20 protein-coding genes are annotated in these 20,069 nt (G+C 72.5%); 13 read left to right on the top strand and 7 right to left on the bottom strand.

From position 1 onward, the window contains the following. Nucleotides 1–92 precede the first annotated feature (92 nt). Genes QE405_RS15185 through QE405_RS15165 form a run of 5 tightly spaced genes read right to left on the bottom strand, consistent with a single transcriptional unit; the run spans nucleotide 93 to nucleotide 4,338 of the window. Nucleotides 93–1,118, bottom strand: coding sequence for an NAD-binding protein (locus QE405_RS15185; RefSeq protein ID WP_307202229.1), 1,026 nt, complete (start codon nucleotides 1,116–1,118; stop codon nucleotides 93–95). 9 nt (nucleotides 1,119–1,127) lie between these two features. Further along, nucleotides 1,128–2,765, bottom strand: a complete 1,638-nt coding sequence (locus tag QE405_RS15180) for a polyamine aminopropyltransferase (RefSeq protein WP_307205892.1) — start codon at nucleotides 2,763–2,765, stop codon at nucleotides 1,128–1,130. Next, nucleotides 2,762–3,184: a DUF350 domain-containing protein gene (locus QE405_RS15175; protein ID WP_307205890.1), complete on the bottom strand. Its 423-nt coding sequence runs from the start codon at nucleotides 3,182–3,184 to the stop codon at nucleotides 2,762–2,764. Before QE405_RS15175 ends, QE405_RS15180 begins: the two co-directional genes overlap by 4 nt. Before the next feature lie 59 nt (nucleotides 3,185–3,243). Beyond that, entirely contained in the window at nucleotides 3,244–3,690 is a 447-nt protein-coding gene (locus tag QE405_RS15170) for a DUF4247 domain-containing protein (RefSeq protein ID WP_307202227.1), read from the bottom strand. A 9-nt stretch (nucleotides 3,691–3,699) separates the two neighbouring features. Beyond that, nucleotides 3,700–4,338: a DUF4178 domain-containing protein gene (locus QE405_RS15165; RefSeq protein ID WP_307202225.1), complete on the bottom strand. Its 639-nt coding sequence runs from the start codon at nucleotides 4,336–4,338 to the stop codon at nucleotides 3,700–3,702. A gap of 110 nt (nucleotides 4,339–4,448) precedes the next feature. Between QE405_RS15165 and tmk the strand changes: the two genes are divergently transcribed. Genes tmk through QE405_RS15150 form a run of 3 tightly spaced genes read left to right on the top strand, consistent with a single transcriptional unit; the run spans nucleotide 4,449 to nucleotide 7,923 of the window. Then, nucleotides 4,449–5,129, top strand: coding sequence for a dTMP kinase (gene tmk / locus QE405_RS15160; RefSeq protein ID WP_307202222.1), 681 nt, complete (start codon nucleotides 4,449–4,451; stop codon nucleotides 5,127–5,129). Further along, on the top strand, nucleotides 5,126–6,313 hold the full coding sequence (locus QE405_RS15155) for a DNA polymerase III subunit delta' (RefSeq protein WP_307202221.1): 1,188 nt from the start codon (nucleotides 5,126–5,128) through the stop codon (nucleotides 6,311–6,313). Before tmk ends, QE405_RS15155 begins: the two co-directional genes overlap by 4 nt. Beyond that, nucleotides 6,310–7,923: an alpha/beta hydrolase gene (locus tag QE405_RS15150; protein WP_307202219.1), complete on the top strand. Its 1,614-nt coding sequence runs from the start codon at nucleotides 6,310–6,312 to the stop codon at nucleotides 7,921–7,923. Before QE405_RS15155 ends, QE405_RS15150 begins: the two co-directional genes overlap by 4 nt. Here QE405_RS15150 and QE405_RS15145 read toward each other — a convergent pair. Beyond that, nucleotides 7,920–8,927 carry an asparaginase gene (locus tag QE405_RS15145; protein WP_307202217.1) on the bottom strand — a complete coding sequence of 336 codons (1,008 nt, stop codon included), beginning with the start codon at nucleotides 8,925–8,927 and terminating at the stop codon, nucleotides 7,920–7,922. The two genes, QE405_RS15150 and QE405_RS15145, sit on opposite strands and share 4 nt — an antisense overlap. 2 nt (nucleotides 8,928–8,929) lie before the next feature. Next, nucleotides 8,930–10,072, bottom strand: a complete 1,143-nt coding sequence (locus QE405_RS15140; RefSeq protein ID WP_307202215.1) for a M24 family metallopeptidase — start codon at nucleotides 10,070–10,072, stop codon at nucleotides 8,930–8,932. A gap of 82 nt (nucleotides 10,073–10,154) precedes the next feature. On the opposite strand from QE405_RS15140, the gene QE405_RS15135 reads away from it, so the two are divergent. The 10 genes from QE405_RS15135 (at nucleotide 10,155) to QE405_RS15090 (ending at nucleotide 20,055) form a co-directional block, all read left to right on the top strand. Then, nucleotides 10,155–10,640: a PaaI family thioesterase gene (locus QE405_RS15135; protein WP_307202213.1), complete on the top strand. Its 486-nt coding sequence runs from the start codon at nucleotides 10,155–10,157 to the stop codon at nucleotides 10,638–10,640. Further along, nucleotides 10,637–11,464, top strand: coding sequence for a fumarylacetoacetate hydrolase family protein (locus QE405_RS15130; protein ID WP_307202211.1), 828 nt, complete (start codon nucleotides 10,637–10,639; stop codon nucleotides 11,462–11,464). Before QE405_RS15135 ends, QE405_RS15130 begins: the two co-directional genes overlap by 4 nt. Nucleotides 11,465–11,673: 209 nt before the next feature. After that, nucleotides 11,674–12,408 carry a hypothetical protein gene (locus QE405_RS15125; RefSeq protein ID WP_307202210.1) on the top strand — a complete coding sequence of 245 codons (735 nt, stop codon included), beginning with the start codon at nucleotides 11,674–11,676 and terminating at the stop codon, nucleotides 12,406–12,408. Beyond that, the gene (locus QE405_RS15120) at nucleotides 12,308–12,811 is read left to right on the top strand and encodes a hypothetical protein (protein WP_307202208.1); all 504 of its coding nucleotides are present in this window, start codon (nucleotides 12,308–12,310) and stop codon (nucleotides 12,809–12,811) included. Before QE405_RS15125 ends, QE405_RS15120 begins: the two co-directional genes overlap by 101 nt. Nucleotides 12,812–12,915: 104 nt before the next feature. Further along, a complete protein-coding gene (locus tag QE405_RS15115) occupies nucleotides 12,916–13,977 on the top strand; it encodes an ABC transporter ATP-binding protein (RefSeq protein ID WP_307202206.1) in 1,062 nt (353 codons plus the stop codon). Then, nucleotides 13,974–14,861: an ABC transporter permease gene (locus QE405_RS15110; RefSeq protein ID WP_307202204.1), complete on the top strand. Its 888-nt coding sequence runs from the start codon at nucleotides 13,974–13,976 to the stop codon at nucleotides 14,859–14,861. Before QE405_RS15115 ends, QE405_RS15110 begins: the two co-directional genes overlap by 4 nt. 34 nt (nucleotides 14,862–14,895) lie before the next feature. Continuing rightward, nucleotides 14,896–15,753, top strand: coding sequence for an ABC transporter permease (locus QE405_RS15105; protein ID WP_307202202.1), 858 nt, complete (start codon nucleotides 14,896–14,898; stop codon nucleotides 15,751–15,753). Further along, entirely contained in the window at nucleotides 15,746–17,191 is a 1,446-nt protein-coding gene (locus tag QE405_RS15100) for an FAD-dependent oxidoreductase (protein ID WP_307202201.1), read from the top strand. The genes QE405_RS15105 and QE405_RS15100 overlap by 8 nt, the downstream gene beginning before the upstream one ends. 3 nt (nucleotides 17,192–17,194) lie before the next feature. Then, entirely contained in the window at nucleotides 17,195–18,616 is a 1,422-nt protein-coding gene (locus QE405_RS15095) for an MmgE/PrpD family protein (protein ID WP_307202199.1), read from the top strand. After that, complete coding sequence (locus QE405_RS15090; protein ID WP_307202197.1) at nucleotides 18,613–20,055, top strand: FAD-dependent oxidoreductase; 1,443 nt, start codon at nucleotides 18,613–18,615, stop codon at nucleotides 20,053–20,055. Before QE405_RS15095 ends, QE405_RS15090 begins: the two co-directional genes overlap by 4 nt. The last annotated feature ends 14 nt before the right edge of the window (nucleotides 20,056–20,069 follow it).

Below are 20,069 nucleotides of genomic sequence, written 5' to 3'. Positions count from 1 at the left end.
GCCTGCCGGGGCCGTCCCTCCTGGGTGCCCGTCGGGTGCCATCATGACGGACGCCCCCACGAACGGGTGGTGCGGGCGACCTCGACCCTCCGCTACGCCAGTGCCGCCCGCAGGTCGGCGGGCTCGATCCGGGCGGGCCCGACGTAGTAGAGGACGGCCCCCGCCGGGACCGGCGTGTCCCACGCCGGGCTCACGCGCACGTCCCCGTCGACCGCCACCGCCAGCAGCGTCGTGGACCGCGCGGGGCCCAGGGCCTGCTGCCACGCGCCGTACGTCGCGGTGGCGCCCGCGGGCACCACCGTCGACCACGTGCTGGGTCCGCCGGGGGTCATCAACGCGTCGTACACCTCCGCGATCCCCGGGTCGGACAGCTCGTCGAAGACGAGCCCGAGGGCGTGCCACTGCACGCAGTGGACGGTGGCGTCGATGCGACGGATCGTGCGTCGGCGCGCGACGTCGCGCAGGGTGACCACGGTGTGCACGCCGGGCGCCGCCTCCTCGGCGGCGACCGTGAGCGTCACCGCCTCGTTGTCGTCGCGCGCGTCGACGAGCACGGCCCGCGCGCTCTCGGGGTGGGCGCGGCGGAGCACCGCGAGGTCGGTGAGGTCGCCGCGCACGAAGTGCACGTCCGCGGTCTCGGGCAGCGGGTGCTGCTCCAGCTGGTCCTCCCACGCGCACACGACGATGGGCACGGTCCCGTCGCTGCGCAGGTCGGCGACCAGCCGGTCGGTGCGCCCCGGGGTCCAGCCCACGAGCACGAGGTGGTCGGCGAGGTCGTGGTCGAGCAGGCCGTGCATGCGTCGTCCCTTCGCGGTCGCCAGCGTCGCGGCGAGGTGGGTGAAGAAGGTGGTGAGGGTGACGACGCCGCCGAGCACGACGTAGGCGCCGACGATGCGGCCGCCGGTCGTGGTGGGGAAGAAGTCGCCGTAGCCGACGGTCGAGGCCGTGACGAGGAACCACCACCAGTAGTGGCCGGGGTCGGCGATGCCGCTGTCGCGGTCGAGCAGCGCCATGGCGCCCCAGCTCGTCACGAACACGGTGAGCAGCACGAGCAGGGGCGTGCGCCAGGTGACGGCGGAGGTCATGCGGGCCCACAGGCGGGCGAGGACGAAGACCACGACGGCGCCTCAGTACCCGACCCAGGCGTGCTCGGAGTAGGTCAGGATCGCCGGGTCGAGCAGCGTCGAGACCTCCCCGCCGGGGTCGTCGCGGTCGGGCGGGAACACGGCGGCGGCGGTGAGCGTCGCGGGGGAGGCGAAGCGGAGCGCGGGGGCGTCCGGGGCGAGGGTCAGGGGCGGCGCGTCGGCGGCGGTGGGGCTGCCGCCAGCGGGGGCCTGGGCGAGCACCCAGCCCCAGTCACCGAAGGACGGGACGTCGGCGTGGTACGGCGTCGTGGCCAGCCCGGCCGCCTCCAGGGTGCGTCGGACGCACCAGAAGGCGTCGGGCGCGAAGAACGGCGACCCCGACTGCACGACCATGCGGCCACCGTCCGCCAGCAGCCCTGCCAGCGCCGTGTAGTGCTCCTGGGAGTAGAGCTTCGCGAGGGCCGGCGAGTCGGGGTCGGGGTAGTCGACGACGATCACGTCGTAGGCGTCCAGCGGCTGCTCGCGTGCCCAGCCGAAGGCATCGGCCGCGACGTACTCGACCCGGGGGTCCGCCCAGGCGTCGTCGTTGAGGTCGCGGATCGGCGCATAGGTGCGGGCCAGGTCGACGACCGCGGGGTCGAGGTCGACCAACGTCACCTCCTCGACGTCGTCGTAGCCGAGGATCTCGCGCAGCGCGAGCCCGTCCCCGCCGCCCAGCACCAGCACGCGGGCGTGCTCGCCCGCCATCGCGGGGTGCACGAGCATCTCGTGGTAGCGGTACTCGTCCACCGACGAGAACTGCAGGTCGCCGTCGAGGTAGAGCCGCACGTCGTCGAACTCCGCTCCCTGGAACCAGCCGCGCGTGACGACGATCGACTGGTAGTCGGAGCGCTCGGCGTGGACGATCGGGTCGCGGTAGAGCGCCTGCAGGGCGGTCGCCTCGAACGCGGAGGCGCGCCAGGCCATCAGCCCGAGGCCGAGGCCGGTGACGAGGCAGAGGACGAGCGCGGTGACCACCGGCGTACGCCGCGGTCCGCGCCACCCGAGCATCACCGCCACCACGCCAGCGGCCACGACGTTGAGGGCCGCCACGGCGAGCGTGCCCTCGAGGAGCCCGAGGGTCGGGAGGAGCACGAACGGGAAGGCGAGGCCGCCCACCAGGGCGCCGACGTAGTCGACCGCGTTGATGTCGGCCACCGCGTGCGCCGCGTCCTGCCGCCGCAGTCGCTGCAGGAGGGCCATGAGCAGCGGGATCTCGGCGCCGACGAGGAGACCGATCGCGAAGGTCACGACGACCATCGCGGGCGTGTAGACCGACAGCCAGGCGAACGCGGCGTAGAGCACCGGCACCGCGAAGCCGCCGACGACGGCGAGGGCCAGCTCGATCGCCACGAACGCCCGCAGCGGTCGGCCGAGCAACGGCTTCGCCGCGACGGCGCCGACGCCCATCGCGAACATCGTCACCGCGAGCACGAGGGACGTCTGGGTGATCGTGTTGCCGAGCAGGTAGCTGCCCAGCGTCACGAGGGCCAGCTCGTAGACCAGGCCGCAGGCCGCGCACACGAACACGGCGGCGAGCACGATCGTGCGGAGGGCCCGGTGGTGGGGGACCCCGGTGGGCTCGGCGGTCGTCGTCGGGGTGGCCCCGTCCGGGACCGCGGTCGTGGACGTGGTCGTCAGGTGATCGAGGCGGCGACCACGAGGCCGACCGCCAGCTGGAGGGCCACGGCCACGTAGACGGCCGGGTCGTCGGACTCGTCGACCACGAGCTCGGCGAGGCTGCCGGGCGTCAGCAGGTCGAGGAGGAAGAACGCGATGCCGAGCAGCGCGACGCCGATGATCCCGAACACGGTCGCCTCGAGCAGGGTGTCCCAGGTGTCGCCCTGCGCCGTGTAGAACGCCGTCGCCACGATGATGCCGACGGAGATCTGCGTCGAGGCCAGCACCAGCGCGGCGTCCCGCTTGTGCTCGACGAACACCTGCCGGCCGAGGTGACCGGGGGTCAGCAGGTCGACCATGAAGTAGCCGACGAGGAGGAGGACGATGCCCACGCCGGCGAACGCCAGCGTGGCCAGGGACTCGTCGAGGAGCTCGGGCATGTCGTGCCTTTCGGGAGTGGGTGGGGCGAGGGGGCGGGACGGGCGGGTGGCGCGCGGGGCTACTTGCCGGAGCCGGAGCCGCCGCCGCGGTAGCTGCTGCCGCCACCGCCGCCACCGCCGTAGTAGCCGCCCCAGAAACCGACGTACGTGCTGTTCGCGGAGTAGCCGCGGTCGAACTCGTCGAGCGTGATGCGCGACCCGTCGCCGTCCTCCTCGACCGTGACGATCCAGTCGTTGCTGTAGCGGAGGAAGGCGCGACCGTCGGCCTCGCGACGGTCGGAGGCGTCGGTGCCCGACGCGATGGCCGCCGCCGTCGTGGTGACGTCGTCGTCGGAGCGCCAGGTGACCGTCTCGTTGTCGGGATCGGAGCCCGACACGTGCGTGTAGCGGTCGTCGATCCAGCCCTTCGGGCCGTTGCCGAACCCGCCGAAGGCGAACGGCACGACGATGATGCCGACCAGCAGGAGCACCCCGATGACGAGGAGGCCCTTCGCGCGTGAGCTCATGCCGCCCCCTCAGCGTCCCGCCGGACCGGTGCTGGTCGCGGGCCCGTCCGATCCGGGGTAGACGGTCAGCTCCCACGGCTGGAGGGGCTCGCCGAGCGAGGCCTCCCAGGTGCTGCCGAACTTCTCGAAGCCCAGGAGGTGCTTCCCGTCGGCGCTGGCGTAGTCGGCGTACTCCGCCGTGCCCTGCGGCGCGGTGCCCGTCGCCCCCGAGGCACGGAACGACGCGGAGCCCTTCTCCTGCAGCCGGTAGGCCACCCCGCCGACGATGACGTCGCGGTCGCCCGCCCCGCCCTGCTCGACGTCGCCCGCCGCGATGCTGCGCCAGAGGGAGACCTCGAAGCCCTCGTCCTCCTCGACGGTCAGCCAGCGGCGGGTGGTGTCGTCGTCGAGGAAGTGCTCCGTCCAGCGGTAGCCCTCCTCGTCGAAGTCGAGACGACCCCGGACGAACAGCATGGCGCCCTCGTAGCCCACGACGTCGCCGACCTGCAGCCGCCGCAGCGGCTCGACCGACGCGAGGTCGGACTCGGCGATGACGTCGCTCGGACCGCGGCTCGACGCCCCGGCCGGCTTCGACGCGCGCGTGCGCACGATGACGACGACGGCCGCGACGGCCGCTGCCACGACGAGCAGCGCGATGACCCAACCCACGATGTGCCTCCTCCGAGATGTCCGGCGCGGTCGTTACCCCGTCATGCGGTGCGGCCAAACCCGACACCCGCGGTGGATAACTGTCGCCGCGACCTCGTAGGTTCGCCTGCGTGACGTCCCCCGACCCCGCCCCCGCGCCGGGCCTCCGCGCCGCCACCGGCGTCTTCGTGTGCTTCGAGGGCGGCGACGGCGGCGGCAAGTCGACGCAGTCGGCGCTGCTGGTCGAGCGGCTGCGCCGGGAGGGGTACGACGCCGTCCCCACCTTCGAGCCCGGCGACACGCCCGTGGGGCGCGAGCTCCGGCGCATCGTGCTCGACCCGGCCACCGGTCACCTCGCGGCGCGCACGGAGGCGTTGCTGTACGTCGCGGACAAGGCGGAGCACGTCGCGGAGGTCGTCCGGCCGGCGCTCGACCGCGGGGCGGTGGTGGTGACGGACCGGTACGTCGACTCGACGCTGGCCTACCAGGGGGCGGGCCGCGCGCTGGGCGACGCCGTCGCGGGCCTCGAGCACGTGGCGCGCTGGGCCACCGGCGACCTGCGGCCCCACCTCACGGTCGTGCTCGACGTGCGGCCCGGTGCCGGACTGGCGCGGCTCACCGGCCGCGACCGCATCGAGGCCGAGTCGGTGGAGTTCCACGAGCGGGTGCGGGCCGAGTTCCTCGCGCTGGCGGAGGCCGACCCGGCGCACTACCTGGTCGTCGACGCCACGGGCACGCGCGACGAGATCGCCGAGGCCGTGTGGGCGCGGGTCGCGCCCCTCCTGGTGCAGGCGCGGCGGGGCGCGCGATGACGGTCTGGGACCACCTGGTCGGCCAGCGGCCCGCCATCGCCGCGCTCGCCCAGGCGGCGGGCACCGGCGGGGCGCGCCCGCAGGGCATGACCCACGCCTGGCTCTTCACCGGGCCGCCCGGGTCGGGGCGCTCCAACGCGGCCATCGCCTTCGCGGCGGCGCTCCAGTGCGAGGAGGGCGGCTGCGGAACGTGCCACGCCTGCCGCACGGTGCTGGCCGGCTCCCACGCCGACGTGGCCGTGATCCGCACCCAGCGCCTGTCGATCGGTGTCGACCAGGTGCGCGACCTCGTGCGCCGCTCGGCCCTCGCCCCCGTCGGGCGGCGCTGGCAGGTCCTGGTGGTGGAGGACGCGGACCGGCTCACCGACCAGGCGTTCAACGCCCTGCTCAAGGCGATCGAGGAGCCCACGGAGCGCACGGTGTGGATGCTCTGCGCCCCCACGGTCGAGGACGTGCTGCCCACGATCCGCTCGCGCTGCCGTCTCGTCACGCTGAGCACCCCGGCGACGGCGGACGTCGCGGCCTTCCTCGAGCGCACGGCCGCGGTCGAGCCCGCGCTCGCCCTCCGGGCGGCGCGCGCCAGCCAGGGCCACATCGGCCGCGCCAAGGCCCTCGCGACCGACCCCGACACCCGTCAGCGCCGCGCCGAGGTGGTCGCCCTGCCGGGGCGGCTCCGCTCGCTGGGCGCGGCGATGGCGGCGGCGACGATGCTGAGCGAGACGACGAAGGCCGAGGCCGACGCGATCACCGTCGAGCTCGACGCGGCGGAGCGGGCGGACCTGGACGCGGCGTACGGGGTGGTGGAGCGGGGACGGAAGCCGCGGGAGTACGCCCCGGCCCGCGCCGCGCTCGAGCGCGAGCAGAAGTCGCGGGCCAAGCGGCGCCACCTCGACGTGGTCGACCGGGCCCTGACCGACCTGGTCTCGGTCTACCGGGACGCCGTGGCGGTGGGGCTCGGGGTCGGCACGGAGCTCGTCAACGAGGAGCTGCGGGAGCAGGTGGAGGCGCTGGCCGAGGCCGGCGGCCCGGAGGCGAACCTGGCGCGCATCGAGGTGGTGTTCGCCGCGCGTGAGCAGATGCTGGAGTTCAACGTCCCTGTCATGCTCGCGCTCGAGTCGATGATGGTGGGGCTCCTCCCGCGCCGTGACGGCGCCGGCGCCCCGACGGGGAGGAACGTGCGGTGAAGCGCAGCTCGGTGGTGTGGCTGGTGGTCGGCCTCGTGGTCGCCCTCGTCGTGACGGTGGGGGCGGCGGCCACGACCGCGTTCCTGCTGATGAACGGCGACGACGACGGGTCGGACACGTCCGACGACGCCTCGCCGTCACCCACCGAGCGGGGGGACGACCGCGGCCCGACCGGCGAGTCGCCCAGCCCCGAGCTGGAGCCGTTCTACACGCAGTCGCTCTCGTGGGACGAGTGCGACGAGACGGCCGAGGACGGCCGCGGCGACTTCGAGTGCACGTGGCTCGAGGTGCCGCTGGACTACGACGAGCCCGAGGGCGACACGATCGAGCTGCGGGTGCTGCGCCGCGCGGCCGACGGCCCGGCGGACGAGCGGGTGGGCTCGCTGCTCGTCAACCCCGGTGGTCCCGGCTCCGGCGGCACCGAGCTCGCGGCCCGCGAGGACGCCTACGGCGACGCGCTGCTCGAGTCCTTCGACATCGTCGGCTGGGACCCGCGCGGCACCGGCCAGAGCTCGCCCATTGACTGCCTGAGCGACGCCGACCTCGACGACTACCTCGCGGCGTCCGGTGACCCGGACACGCCGGAGGGCGTCGCGCTGGCCGAGGAGTGGCAGCAGCGGCTCGGCGAGGGCTGCGAGGAGCTGTCGCCCGACCTGGTCGACCACATCTCGACCGTGGAGACCGCGAAGGACATGGACGTCCTGCGTGCCGTGCTCGGCGACGACCAGATGCACTACCTGGGCTTCTCCTACGGCACGACGCTGGGGGCGGTCTACGCGACGTACTTCCCCGAGCGCTCGGAGCGGCTCGTGCTCGACGGGGCGACCGACCCGAACCTCGACCGCATCGAGGGCTCGCTGAGCCAGACCGCAGGCTTCGAGCTGGCGTTCCGCAACTACCTGCAGGCGTGCGTCGACGACGGCGACTGCCCCGTCGGCGACTCGGTCGACGAGGGACTGCAGACCGTGCAGTCCCTGCTCGACTCGCTGCTCGCGGAGCCCCTGCCCACGAGCGACCCCGATCGGGTGCTCACCCAGGCGCTCGGCACGACGGGCATCCAGGCGGCGCTCTACAACGAGCAGAACTGGCCGTTCCTCACCGACGGCCTCGAGGAGGCGCTCGGCGGCCAGGGCGACACGCTCCTGCTGCTGGCGGACTTCTACGCCGACCGCGACTTCAGCGGGGGCTACGCGTCGAACCTCATGGAGGCGTTCTACGCGATCTCCTGCCTCGACGACCCGACCAGCCTCTCCCCGGAGCAGGCGGCGCAGTACGCCGACGACTTCGAGGAGGCGGCGCCCACCTTCGGTGACGGCGGCGAGCTCGGCCTCGGCTGGTGCAGCGCCTACCCGGGGCGCCAGGCGGAGGAGCCGCGCGAGGTCACGGGCGCCGGCGCCGCCCCGATCGTCGTCATCGGCACGACGGGCGACCCCGCGACGCCGTACGAGGAGGCCGTCGCGATGGCCGAGACGCTCGAGTCGGGCGTGCTGGTGACGCGCGAGGGCGAGGGCCACACGGCGTACGGCTCGGGCAACGACTGCATCGACGAGGCGGTCGAGGCGTTCCTCGTCGACGGCGAGGTGCCCGAGGACGGGCTGGTCTGCAGCTAGGTGCGCGTCGCCATCTCGCCGCACACGTCGCGCCGCATGATGGCGTCGACCGCGGCACGCGGATGCGCGAGCGCCCACATGAGCTTGACCTGAGCGGTCTCGCTGCTCATCCGGCCGGCCGGCATGACGTTCGGCAGGTCCAGCAGCTCGCGGTCGCCGCGATAGGCGCCGAGGCGCTCGCCACCCGCGGCGACCTGGGTCGCGGCGACGATCGGACCGGGGAACCCTGCAAGAGCGGGGATCCAGCTCGTCGGGACGTGGCCCACGCCCGTTCCCTCGATGACGAGGCCGGACGACAGCGCGAGCACGGCCGTCAGGTGATCGGCGCCGAGACCCGGGCTCGCCTTGAGGATGGGGACGCGGGAGTCGAAGGCGGCGGAGGGGAGTGGCTCGCGCGCTCGGCGGGGAGGCCCCCACGCGAGTCGCACCTCGTCCTGCTCGACGTGGCCGAGGTTCGCCACCTCGTAGGGGCCGAACGCCGCGGGGGACGAGCTGTGCGTCTTCCGGGCGTTCGTCCCGGCCAGGATCGTGGCACGCGTGAGGTCGTCCCGGTCGGAGAAGACGATCGAGACCCCCCGGAGGCGGGGGTCGCAGGCAGCGACGACCGATGCGCGCAGGTTGGCCCGAGCGTCGCTGCCGTCGTCTCCTCCCGGGCGCATGGATCCGGTGAGGACGACGGGCACGTCGGGAGCCCGTAGCGCGAAGCTGAGAGCGGCTGCGGTGTAGTGCAGCGTGTCGGTGCCGTGGAGCAGGACGACGCCGTCGATCGGTGGGTCCGGTCGGTCCAGCAGCTCGGTGACCAGGTTCGTCGCACGGATCCAGTGGGCCGGCTGGACGTCCTTGCTGCCGATCTGGGCGACGACGTGGTGCTCGACCTCGACGTCGAGGTCGAGGATGCTCGTCGTCAGGCGGCGGACGTCGAAACCGGGCGCGGAGGGGCCGCCGGGTCCGGACTGCTGCGAGATGGTCCCGCCGAAGCTGAGGAGCGCGAGTCGTCGGCGCACGTTCACCTCCGACGGCTCCATTGCGGAGCCGCGAAGGTGCGGGGTGTCGAGGTGAGCTCCACGCAGCCGTCCGCGGTGACGACGACCGTGGTCGCGTGGGTGATGAGGGCGGGATCGTCGACCAGGGTCTGCACCAGGATGGGCTGGCCCTCCTGCAGGACTGCTGGATTGCCACGGGTGAGGTCGACCGCGAAGTTGGTGAGACCCATGGAACCGCCGACGCGCCGGTGGTAGGGAATGCCCCGGGCCTGCTGGTAGACACGATCCGCCTCGCCGAAGACCTCTCCGGCGGTCCGCCCGGCTGCGATCGTGTCGCGCGCGGCGTCGTGCATGGCGAGCACCAGTGCATAGGCATCGGTCAGCTCCGGGCGCGGCTCCTCGCCGAGGTAGAAGCAGGCTTGGGCGCCCGTGCGCAGGTGGTGGTCGACCCCCATGATCTCGATCGTGGCGACGTGGCCCTCGACCAGCTCCTGGGTGACCCGGGTGTCGTGCATCGCGCCACCACGCGGGCCCGTCCACACGGCCACGAGTGCCTTGTCGAAGTCCGTCTGTCCGGCGGCGTACATCGCCTCGTGGGCCGCGCCGACGACGTCGTGCGCGCGCCGGCCGGGTGCGAGCGCTCGGCTGGCTGCCTCGAGCCCGGCCATGGTGACCCGAGCGGCGCCGTCGATGGCGCCGCGCTCGTCGGCCGATGGTGACGAGGCGAAGCCCTCGACGCGGCCCGTGATGTCGACCGCGTCCGCGATGTCGAAGACGGCGCCCAGCTCTCGCCACTGACGCACCGACAGGAACCGCTGCTCGACGCCGACCCGCAACGTGCGGGGTGTGGAGCCGTCGAAGAGCGTGTCCCGCATGCGGGGATACGGGTCGACGTCGTCGTCGAACAGCAGGACAGCGTCGATCCTCTGGTCGTCGGCGGTGACCGCCTCGAGCGAGCGGGCCACCAGGACCGGGTGGCCCTCGCGGGGGACGAGGATGCCGTGGAACCTGCTGGTCCGCGCCGCGACGTGGGCCGCCCGGTAGCCGCTGAGGTAGTAGATGTTCTCGGGCCTGGTCACGATCCACAGGTCGCAGTCGAGATCGGCCATGGCCGCGCGCACCAGGGACATGCGGCGCTCGAACTCTGCCGTGGTCAGGTCGTGCATGGGGTCGTCTCCTCCGGATGGGGTGCCCTGCGCTCAACTGTATACTGCCATACAGAGACCACCATCTGACGCGGAGGATCCCATGACGGCACGTGCCGACCAGCCCCAGAACCCATTGGCGATGACCTACGGCGGACAGGAGCCCGGCGCGGTCCGCGCGGTCTCGGCGGGCGATGCCCCGGTGCCGCCGGGCTCGCTGATCGACTCGCTGGGCATCCGTCTCACCCACGTGGGGCCGGGAGCCGCCGTGGCGACCATGGAGATCGCGACCCAGCACCTGAACCAGGCCGGGGTCGCGCAGGCCGGTGCTGTGATGGCCCTGGCGGACGCGGCCGCCGGGTGGGGGGCGAAGACCGCGCTCCGTGCCGGCCAGAGCTTCACGACGCTGGAGCTGAACGCGAACCTGGTGCGGGCCGCCCGTCCGGGAGACCGCCTCGTCGCCACGGCCTCGCCTGTCCATCTCGGGCGGACCTCGATGGTGATCGCGGTGACGGTCGTGGTGGAGGTCGAGGGCGGGGCCAGCAAGACGCTCGCCGAGTTCCGCTGCACCGAGCTGGTGCTGGGATGAGGCTCGCGACCGTCCGTGTCGAGGGGCGCACGCAGGCCGCAGCCGTCGACGACGAGTCGGTGCACCTCCTGCCGTTCCCCGACCTGGGCTCACTGCTGGCCGGTGGCGGCGACGTCTCGGACTGGCGTTACCACGCGCTCGACGAGCGCAGCCTGTCGGGCGTCGAGATGGCTCCCGTCGTCATGCCCGATGCGATGTACGCCGTCGGGCTCAACTTCCGCTCGCACATCCTGGAGATGGGGCGTGAGCTCCCCAGCCGCCCGACGATCTTCACCAAGCACCGCTCGACCTTGATCGGCGCGCACGACGCGATCAGCCTCGACGACGCCTCCGAGCGTTGGGACTACGAGGCCGAGCTCGCCGTCGTCGTGGGGCGTGCGGCCCGGCGGGTGACGGTCGCGGAGGCGACCGAGGTGATCGCGGGCTACTGCGTGACGAACGACGTCACCGCGCGCGACTGGCAGAACCACGGCAGCCAGTGGACCCCGGGGAAGAACTTCGAGGGGACCGCCCCGTTGGGCCCCGTGCTCACCACGCGAGCAGCCGTCACGGACCTCGGCGACCGCATCCTGTCGTGCCACGTCGACGGCCAGCGGGTCCAGCGCGCACCTCTGTCGGACCTGCTGTTCGGCCCTCCCGAGGTCGTCGCCTACCTGAGCACGTTCGTGACCCTGCGCCCCGGGGACGTGATCGCGATGGGCACCCCTGCTGGTGTCGCGGCCGGAGGCGGAGGGCCGTGGCTGCGTCGCGGCTCCGAGCTCCGCACGGAGGTCGAGGGCCTGGGTGCCTGCCGAAACCTGTGTGCGACCTCCGCACCGTCGTGACGGTCGAGCGCACGAGAGCGTGAGTTGTTTCGACCGTGAAAACACTGTGATGCATCTCGCGACCACCGTTGACCGTCTGATGTAACACCGTATACCGTCTTCCGCACTACCAGCTCATCTCGGCCTAAGCGTGGGAGACGCAGATGCGATTGATCGGAAACGCAGGTTCTCGTCGGCGGCGCAGTCGCGCCGTGGCACTGGCTGCTGCCATGTCCTTGGCCGCCACGGGGCTCGCGGCCTGCGGGGGCGGCGCCGAGGGGAACGGCAACACGGGTGCGGACTGCAACCCGGCTGACGTCACCGTCTCGGGCGACGGCACGGCGACGGCTCCGGAGGAGTGCAACTTCGAGGGGCAGACGCTGACGGTGGCCGCCTACACGGGCGCCATGACCGAGGCGTTGCAGGCCGGGGTCGGCAAGCTCGTGGAGGAAGCCACCGGTGCCACGATCGAGTGGGTGGGCGTCGACAACGCCACCGCCATCAGCCAGATCCTCGCCAGTCGTGGCGCTGCGCCTCCGTTCGACGTGGTGAGCGCGATGACGACCGTCGACCAGATCAGCCTGGTGGACAGCCAGCTCCTCGTGGAGCCGAGCAACCTCGACGAGTTCGCCGACTTCCCGGAGCAGGCCTTCGGTGCCGAGGGCTACCAGCCGGGGTTCTACTACTTCGTCACCGGCATGTGCGTCCGCTCCGACAAGATGGCCGAGGCAGGGCTCGACGCCACCGAGGGCTTCGACCTGCTGCAGGAGCCGGCCCTCGCGGGGAAGGTGGCCTTCCCCAACGCCGGCATCAGCCAGTGGGACCTGCTGGTGCCGCGCGATCAGCGACTACCTGGGCTCCTCCGTGGACGACCCGAGCGCGACGATCGACTGGCTGAACGACATCGACGGGCTCAAGTTCTGGGCGAGCAGCGGCGACCTGGACCAGTGGCTGACCGCGGGTGACGTGTGGGCTGCTCCGGCCACCGACGGTCGTTGCCTGGCCCTGCAGGAGCAGGGCGTGCCGGTCGAGTACCACGAGCTCGACATGGAGGTCGACGGCACGACGTACTCCGCCGTCGGTGCGACCACCGGTGCGTACGTCGTCGCAGGCACGGAGGTGTCGAAGCTGGCGGAGATCTACGTCCACCTGGTCAACCAGCCGGCCGGCCTCATGCCCTACCTGACCGATCGCGCCATCTACCGACCGACCAACCCGGAGACCTTCACCGCCCTCGAGGCCGAGGCTCCGGAGCGCGCCGCCCTGCTCACCGGCGATCCGGCGACCTACTACCAGGCCGACTACGAGGCCTTCCTCGAGAGCCGCCCCGAGTGGATCGAGCAGTGGAACCGGGAGTTCCAGGGCTGAGCCCGTCCGACCGACGGCCAGGCGCTCGGCGCCGAGCGCCCGGCCGTCGCGTCCGGCACCCACCCGACACCGACGCGTGCCCCACCTAGCAACCGGGAGAACCCGTGAGTGAACTCGTCGCCAGCAAGATCTGCCTGAAGTACAAAGACAACCCGGTCCTGCGGGACTTCGACCTGTCGCTCGCGTCCGGAGAGTTCGTCACCCTGCTCGGCGCGTCCGGCTCGGGCAAGACGAGCATGCTCCGCATCATCGGGGGCTACGTCAACGCCACGTCGGGGACCATCACGGTCGAGGGGCGCGACATCACGACCCTGCAACCGCAGCGACGGAACATCGGCACCGTCTTCCAGCAGTACGCCCTCTTCCCGCACATGACGGTGGCCGACAACGTCGCCTTCGGCCTGCGCACCCGGCGGGTGTCCCGGTCCGAGACCACTCAGCGGGTGATGGCCATGCTCGAGATGGTCGACCTGACCCGCCTGGCGGATCGCTATCCCGCGCAGCTGAGCGGCGGGCAGCAGCAGCGGGTGGCGCTCGCGCGGTCGATCGTCATCAATCCGTCGGTGCTCCTGATGGACGAGCCGATGGGTGCGCTCGACGTCAGCCTCCGCGTCCGCCTGCAGCAGGAGCTGAAGCGGATCCAGACGTCGCTGGGCATCACGACCCTCTACGTCACGCACGACCAGTCCGAGGCATTCGCGATGTCCGACCGCATCGTGGTGGTGCACGAGGGTCGGCCCGTCGACGCAGGCAAGCCCCAGGACCTCTTCTTCAACCCGAGGACGGAGGTCACGGCGCGCCTGCTCGGTCACGTCAACCTGCTGGACATCGAAGCCGTGAGCACGGGCGACGGCCGGTCCACGGTCCTCCTCGCCGGCACGGGCGATGCGGTGACCGTCGCAGGTGCCGGCGATGTCGCCGATCCGACCCACCTGCTGCTGCGCGCCGGCGCTGCGAGCATCGCCTCCGACGCGGGGCCCGCTGCGCTGAAGGGGACCGTCGTGGGGCGCACCTTCGCCGACGGCATCCCCCTGACCTCGGTGAAGATCGGTCGGGGGACCGTGCACCTCGAGGACCGCCAGCTGGCCACGGAGGTCGGCGACGTGGTGGGGATCGACATCGACCCGGAGCGAGTCCTGGTCCTGGGAACGGATGCGCCGCGATGACGACCGTGATCGACGACCGGCGTCAGGACGCTCCGCCCGCCCCGAACGTCACCACACCTCCCGCAGGCACCAACCGGGTCCTCGACGCGCTGTACGACGTCGGATCGCGCCTGCTCGCGGTGTTCGTCGTGGCCTTCCTGCTCGCGCCGGTCGTCGTGGTCGTCATCGTGTCCTTCTCGACCAGCGGGATCGAGTTCTGGCCCCGGTCGTTCGGCTGGGACGCGTACGGCGACATCCCCGGCTACATGTTCGAGGCCCTGTGGCTGAGCACGAGGCTGGCCGCGGTCGCCGTGGTCATCTCCCTCGTCCTCACCATTCCGCTCGCCGTGGCGATGGTGCGCGGGCGTCTCCCGGGTCGGTCCCTCGTCGAGGCCTTCTTCCGGAGTCCGCTCCAGCTGCCCGCCCTCGTCCTCGGTGTCGCGTTGTACCAGTACTTCATCTTCATCGGGTCGTCCGGTGTGACCCTGCGCGGCACCTTCATCGGGCTGGTCGTCGGCCACGTCATCGCCATCACCCCGTTCCTCCTCAGCGCGGCCGTCGGTCGGCTGAGCGAGATGGACCCGGTGATCGAGGACGCTGCCGCAGGGCTCGGTGCGGGCTTCTTCCGGGTGCTCCTGCGCGTCACCCTCCCGCAGATGCGTCCGGGCCTGGTTGCCGGCTCGTTCCTCGCCTTCCTCGTCTCGTTCAACGACGTCGCGCTGTCCGTCTTCCTGACGGGCGCGGGTCAGTCGCCGCTGCCCGTCGTCATGCTCTCCGACGCCGAGACCATGCCGGGCGTGTACCTCTACGCGATCTCGGCCGTCGTCGTCGTCCTCTCCCTCGTGGCCTGTGTCGCGGTCGATCGTCTGGTCGGCCTGCGCTCGGTGGTCGGGGCGGCGCGATGAGCTACTGCCCACGGCACCCTGGAGGTTCTCCGCGATGATCCGCGACAAGAAGGTCGCCTGGTTCGCGATGCTGCCGGCGCTGGTGATCTTCGTCATCTGGTACGTGATCCCCGTCGGCAAGTTCTTCGCCCTCAGCTTCACCGGATACGCAGGGCCCGCGCTGACGGACGGGCAGGCCACCCTCGCGACGTACACGGGCATCCTGACCGATCCCTACTACCTGGCCGTCATCCGCCGCACCGTGGTGCTGGGGGTCGTGGTCGCCGGAGCAGCGGTCCTCCTCGGATACCCGCTGGCCTACCTGATCGTCTTCTCGAGGCGCTGGGGGACCTTCGTGTTCCTGGTGACCGTGTCGACCATGTTCGTCAACCCGGTCGCGAGCGCGCTCGGCCTGCGGGTGATGCTCACCGACAGCGGAATGCTCAACGAGGCGTTGACGGGAGCGGGCCTCGTGGACTCCCCGGTGACCTTCATCGGCAGCTTCTCGGGCGTCGCCATCGGCCTGGTCCACGCGATCATCCCGTTCATGGTGCTGAGCCTGGTGCCGATCCTCGACTCGGTGCCCAAGGACTGCATCGCGGCGGCGCGAGGTCTGGGAGCCTCTCGGCGCTACACCTTCACCCGGGTGATCTTCCCGATCTCCGTGCGGGGTCTGTTGCCGGCCTTCCTGCTCGCCTTCGCGGTCACGGGGGGTTCGTTCACGACGGTCGTCCTGCTGGGAGCCGGCAGGGTCGGCGTGCTGTCGCTCCTCATCTGGCAGCAGACGCTGAAGAACCTCGACTACGCGGCGAGCGCGGCCCTGTCGGTGATCCTCGTGGCGGTCATCCTCGTGCCGGTGGCTGCGGGCATCTGGTACGCGAACCGCATGCGACGGAGGCTGGGACATGAGTGACGCACCGACGACGGTCCCCGGTGAGGTCGACGTCCTCGTCCTGGGGTACGGGGGCGCCGGCGCCAGCGCCGCCATGACGGCGCACGACAGCGGCGCGACGACGCTCCTCGTGGAGGCCGGGCGGCAGGCGGGCGGGAACACGCGAGCGTCCGGTGGATCCCTCCGCCCCGTCCAGGATCCCCAGGGGGCCCTCCAGTACCTGGAGCACCTGGCCCAGGGGGAGACACCGTCGCGCATGCTCGAGGCGTTCCTGGCCGAGACTCCACGCACGCTGCGTTGGCTGGAGAGCCTCGGTGCCGAGCTGGTCCCTCTCGACGGACGCGCGATCAGCAGCTACCCGCGTATCACGGACGTCACCTACTCCGGTGTGCCCGGGGCGGACGCGATGGCCGGCCGCCTACGGGTCGCGAGCCCGCGTGGAGAGCTGGGTGGCGAGGCGTTGTGGAACGTGCTGGAGGCAGGGGTCGCCGCGCGGGGCATCCCCGTCCTGCTCGGCGCCCGCGCGCGGACGGCGGTGCGTCGTACCGACGGTTCCTTCCGGGTGGTCGTGCAGACGGGCGCGGACGAGCGTGAGGTGGTGGCACGCGCCCTCGTGCTGGCGCTCGGCGGTTTCGGCCACGCGGCCGACCTCGTCGAGGACTTCGTCGGACACCCGCTCGTCGCCTTCGGTCCTCCCCAGAACCGCGGCGACGGCCTCCTGATGGCGCAGGCGCTCGGCGCGGACCTCTGGCACACCCCAGCCGTCGCGGCCACCCTGGGCTACGTGCTCGACGGCGTCGACGGCCCGGTGCGCCACCAGTCGCCAGCGGCGGGCTTCGTGTACGTGGACTCGTCCGGTGAGCGCTTCGTCGACGAGACCGGCACGGACTTCCACGCGCTGCCGATGGCCTTCCTGAAGGCGGACGCACGGACGGGCCGCTACCTGCGGATGCCGTCGTACTTCGTCTTCGACGAGCGCACGCGCGCGGCCGGCCCGATCGCGAACGGCGGTCTCACGTGGGCCGACATCGACTGGAGCGAGGACAACGCACGCGAGGTGGAAGCGGGGCTGATCGCGACCTCCACCACGATCGCCGGGCTCGCCGAGACCCTCGGTCTCGACGCGGCGACGCTGGAGCGGACGATCGGTCGCTACAACGAGGGCTGCGCGCGGCGGGACGGCGACGCGCTCGGCCGCCAGGACCTCGAACCCGTGGCGGAGCCGCCGTTCTACGCGGTCCCCGTGACCCCGGTCCTGGTCAACACCCAGGGCGGTCCGCGTCGTGACGAGCACGGCCGGGTTCTCGGCCCCGACGGGACGGTCATCCCCGGCCTCTACGCGGCGGGCGAGCTGGGTTCGATGTGGGGCCAGATGTACCCGGGTGCCGGCAACCTCACCGAGGCGCTGGTGTCCGGTCGTGCCGCAGGACGACATGCCGCCGGCGAGATGAGGAGCTGAGTCGTGGGACAGACGACCGAGACCGAGCAGGGAGCCGCGGCGCAGGCGCGACCGGCCGCGACGGAGAGGCTCGCCGCCATGGTGGCCGGTGTGACCGCCGAGGACCTTCCGCCCGCTGTCCTCGACAGCGTGCGGCGCTGCCTCCTCGACTACATCGGCTGCAGCCTGTACGGGTCGACGCTGCCGTGGAGCGCGGCGGTGCGCGCCGTGGCGCTGGCGGAGGGGGCGACGGGTCCGGCGCTCGTCGTGGGGACGTCGGCGACCGGCTCGCCGACCGCGGCAGCGATGGCCAACGGCACCGCGGCGCACGCCTTCGAGATCGACGACCTGCACGAGGCCGGCTGCCTGCACCCGGGCGCCGTCGTGTTCCCCGCGGCGATGGCGCTCCTGCCCCACAGCGACGAGGCGGACGGTGCGACGTTCCTCGCGGCGGTCGTCGCCGGGTACGAGGTCGGTGCGCGCCTGGGCAGCGTGCTCGGGATCGCGCACTTCCTGAGGGGGTTCCACCCCCAGGGGACGATCGGCGCGGTCGCCGCGGCCGCGGCGGCTGCGCGCGCCCTCGGGCTCGACGTCACCCGGACGCGGCACGCGCTCGCGATCGCGGCCAGCCAAGGTGCGGGCCTGATGGGGGCCCAGGAGGAGGGCATGGTCAAGCGGTTCCACTCCGGGTGGGCCGCCCAGAGCGGGGTGTACGCCGCGCTGCTCGCCGCGCAGGGTCTCGAGGGCTCCCACGACATCCTGGAGGCCGAGTTCGGCGGGTTCGTCGCGTCGCTGCGTGGTGACGTGGTGCAGTGGGACGCCCTCGAGCCGGCCGCGGACGGCAGCTGGGAGATCGACCGCGTCGGCTTCAAGGCATACGCGAGCTGCGCGGTCATCCATCCCGCCCTCGCGCTCGTGACCGAGCTGCTCCGCGCCCACGACCTCGGACGTGACGACGTGGCGTCGATCGACATCGACGTGCCGACCGACGCCTTCGTCCACTGCGGTTTCGAGACCCAGACGTTCGACGCCGTCAGTGCACAGATGAGCTTCTCCTTCGCCGTGGCCGTGCTGGTCGCGCACGGGGAGACGGGTGGTGCCGCGTTCACGCCCGAGCGGCTCGACGACCCCCTGGTCCATGCGGTCGCGGCACGGGTGCGCGTGCGTCCCGACGAGGACTTCGACGCCCGCGGCGAGGCGTTCCGCTTCTCCACGCGGGTGACCCTGGGGACGCACGACGGCCGTCGGCTCGTCACGGAGTCGGTGCACCGGCCGGGCAGCCCCCAGCTGCCGCTGAGCACCGCGCAGCTGGTGGCCAAGTTCCGGGAGCTCGCGCTCGCCGTGCCCGAGGTGGACGCCGAGCGGGTCGCCGCCTGTGTCCTGGAGGGGGACGCGAACCGCCTCCTCGACGTGACGCGGCTCCTGCAGGTCGGGGGTGCCGCGTGAGCGGGCCGACGTACGACGTCGTCGTCGTCGGCCTGGGTGGAGCCGGCGCCGCGGCGGCGATCGAGGCCCACGACGCCGGTCTGGCGGTCCTGGTGGTGGAGAAGGCGGCCGAGGGGGGTGGCAACACCCGGGAGTCGGGAGGGTCGCTGCGGCACGTCGATGACCAGGAGGCCGCGTGCGCCGCCCTGCGCACGTACGCCGACGCGGTCACGGGCGAGGACGTCCAGCGAGCGTTCGTCGAGGGCCTGCCCTCGACCACCGCGTGGCTGACCTCGCTCGGCGCGGACCTCGTGGCCCCCAGCGCGTGGACGAAGGGTTACCCGGGCACCAAGTCCCAGACCCTCGAGGGTGCCGGCCGCGACGGTGCGCTGGGCGGACGACTGCGCGTGGCGGCCGACGACGGGCGCTCGGGGGGCGAGGCGCTCTGGGACGTGTTGCGGGCCGCTGTGGAGCAGCGCGGCATCGAGGTGCGCCACGGAATGCGGTGCGAGGCGCTGCTCGTCGACGACCATGGTGCCGTGCGCGGCGTCCGCGCCCGCGACGCGGGAGGCCAGGGCGGTGCGGTCGAGCTGACCGCCCGGCGTGGTGTGGTCCTCGCGACCGGGGGCTTCGGAGCCGACCGCCAGATGCAGCTGAACTTCCTGGGCCGCAGCATGCCCTCGATGGGGCTGCCCGACGGCAACACCGGTGACGGGGTCCGTCTGGCGCAGCAGGCCGGAGCCGGGCTCTGGCACGTCAGCGCCTACGCCACGGTGATGGGGTACGACCTCCCCGGGGTGGACCAGGCGCTCCAGCACCAGATGCCGGTCCCGAACTACGTCTATGTGGACGCCGGGGGCAACAGGTTCCTCGACGAGCTGGGCTACGACTGGCACGCCCTGCCGCATGCCTTCCTCCCGACGGTGGGGGAGCCGGGGGCCGCGGCCTGGGGGCGCACCTTCGTCGTCTTCGACGAGACCGCGCGCCGGGCCGGGCCGATCATCAACGCGACGACCCGGGCGGGGCGCCGGCTGGGGTGGAGCGCCGACAACTCCGCCGAGATCGAGCGGGGCTGGATCAAGCGTGGCACCACGCCCGAGGAGCTGGCGGAGCAGCTCGGCCTCCCGGGCGAGGCGCTGGCCAGGAGCCTCGCCGACTACGACGAGGCCTGCAGGGGAACCCGCGCGGACGCGTTCGGGCGGACCGAGCTCGCCGGGCTCGCCGCGCCGCCCTACTACGGGCTCGAGGTCCTCCCGATCCTCTGCAACACCCAGGGCGGGCCGCGTCGCGACGCACGCGCTCGGGTGCTGGATCCCTACGGGAACCCGATCGCGGGTCTCTACGCCGCGGGCGAGCTCGGATCCATCTGGGGCAAGCACTATCCCGGTGCAGGGAACGTCACCGAGGCACTGGTCTTCGGCAGGATCGCCGGCCGCGAGCTCGCGGGCCGGACAACGTGAGAAAGGACGAAACC

Origin of the sequence: Nocardioides zeae (genome assembly GCF_030818655.1) — a bacterium.
Lineage (GTDB): Bacteria > Actinomycetota > Actinomycetes > Propionibacteriales > Nocardioidaceae > Nocardioides > Nocardioides zeae_A.
The sequence above is the reverse complement of the archived record's forward strand: the minus strand, read 5'-3'. Positions and strand labels throughout refer to the sequence as shown.

Bases quoted from the DNA above. Each gene is read 5' to 3' on its own strand.
- QE405_RS15175 (WP_307205890.1), bottom strand. From the start codon at position 3,184: ATGCCCGAGCTCCTCGACGAGTCCCTGGCCACGCTGGCGTTCGCCGGC.
- QE405_RS15170 (WP_307202227.1), bottom strand. From the start codon at position 3,690: ATGAGCTCACGCGCGAAGGGCCTCCTCGTCATCGGGGTGCTCCTGCTG.
- QE405_RS15155 (WP_307202221.1), top strand. From the start codon at position 5,126: ATGACGGTCTGGGACCACCTGGTCGGCCAGCGGCCCGCCATCGCCGCG.
- QE405_RS15140 (WP_307202215.1), bottom strand. From the start codon at position 10,072: ATGCACGACCTGACCACGGCAGAGTTCGAGCGCCGCATGTCCCTGGTG.
- QE405_RS15135 (WP_307202213.1), top strand. From the start codon at position 10,155: ATGACGGCACGTGCCGACCAGCCCCAGAACCCATTGGCGATGACCTAC.
- QE405_RS15130 (WP_307202211.1), top strand. From the start codon at position 10,637: ATGAGGCTCGCGACCGTCCGTGTCGAGGGGCGCACGCAGGCCGCAGCC.
- QE405_RS15125 (WP_307202210.1), top strand. From the start codon at position 11,674: ATGTCCTTGGCCGCCACGGGGCTCGCGGCCTGCGGGGGCGGCGCCGAG.
- QE405_RS15110 (WP_307202204.1), top strand. From the start codon at position 13,974: ATGACGACCGTGATCGACGACCGGCGTCAGGACGCTCCGCCCGCCCCG.
- QE405_RS15105 (WP_307202202.1), top strand. From the start codon at position 14,896: ATGATCCGCGACAAGAAGGTCGCCTGGTTCGCGATGCTGCCGGCGCTG.
- QE405_RS15100 (WP_307202201.1), top strand. From the start codon at position 15,746: ATGAGTGACGCACCGACGACGGTCCCCGGTGAGGTCGACGTCCTCGTC.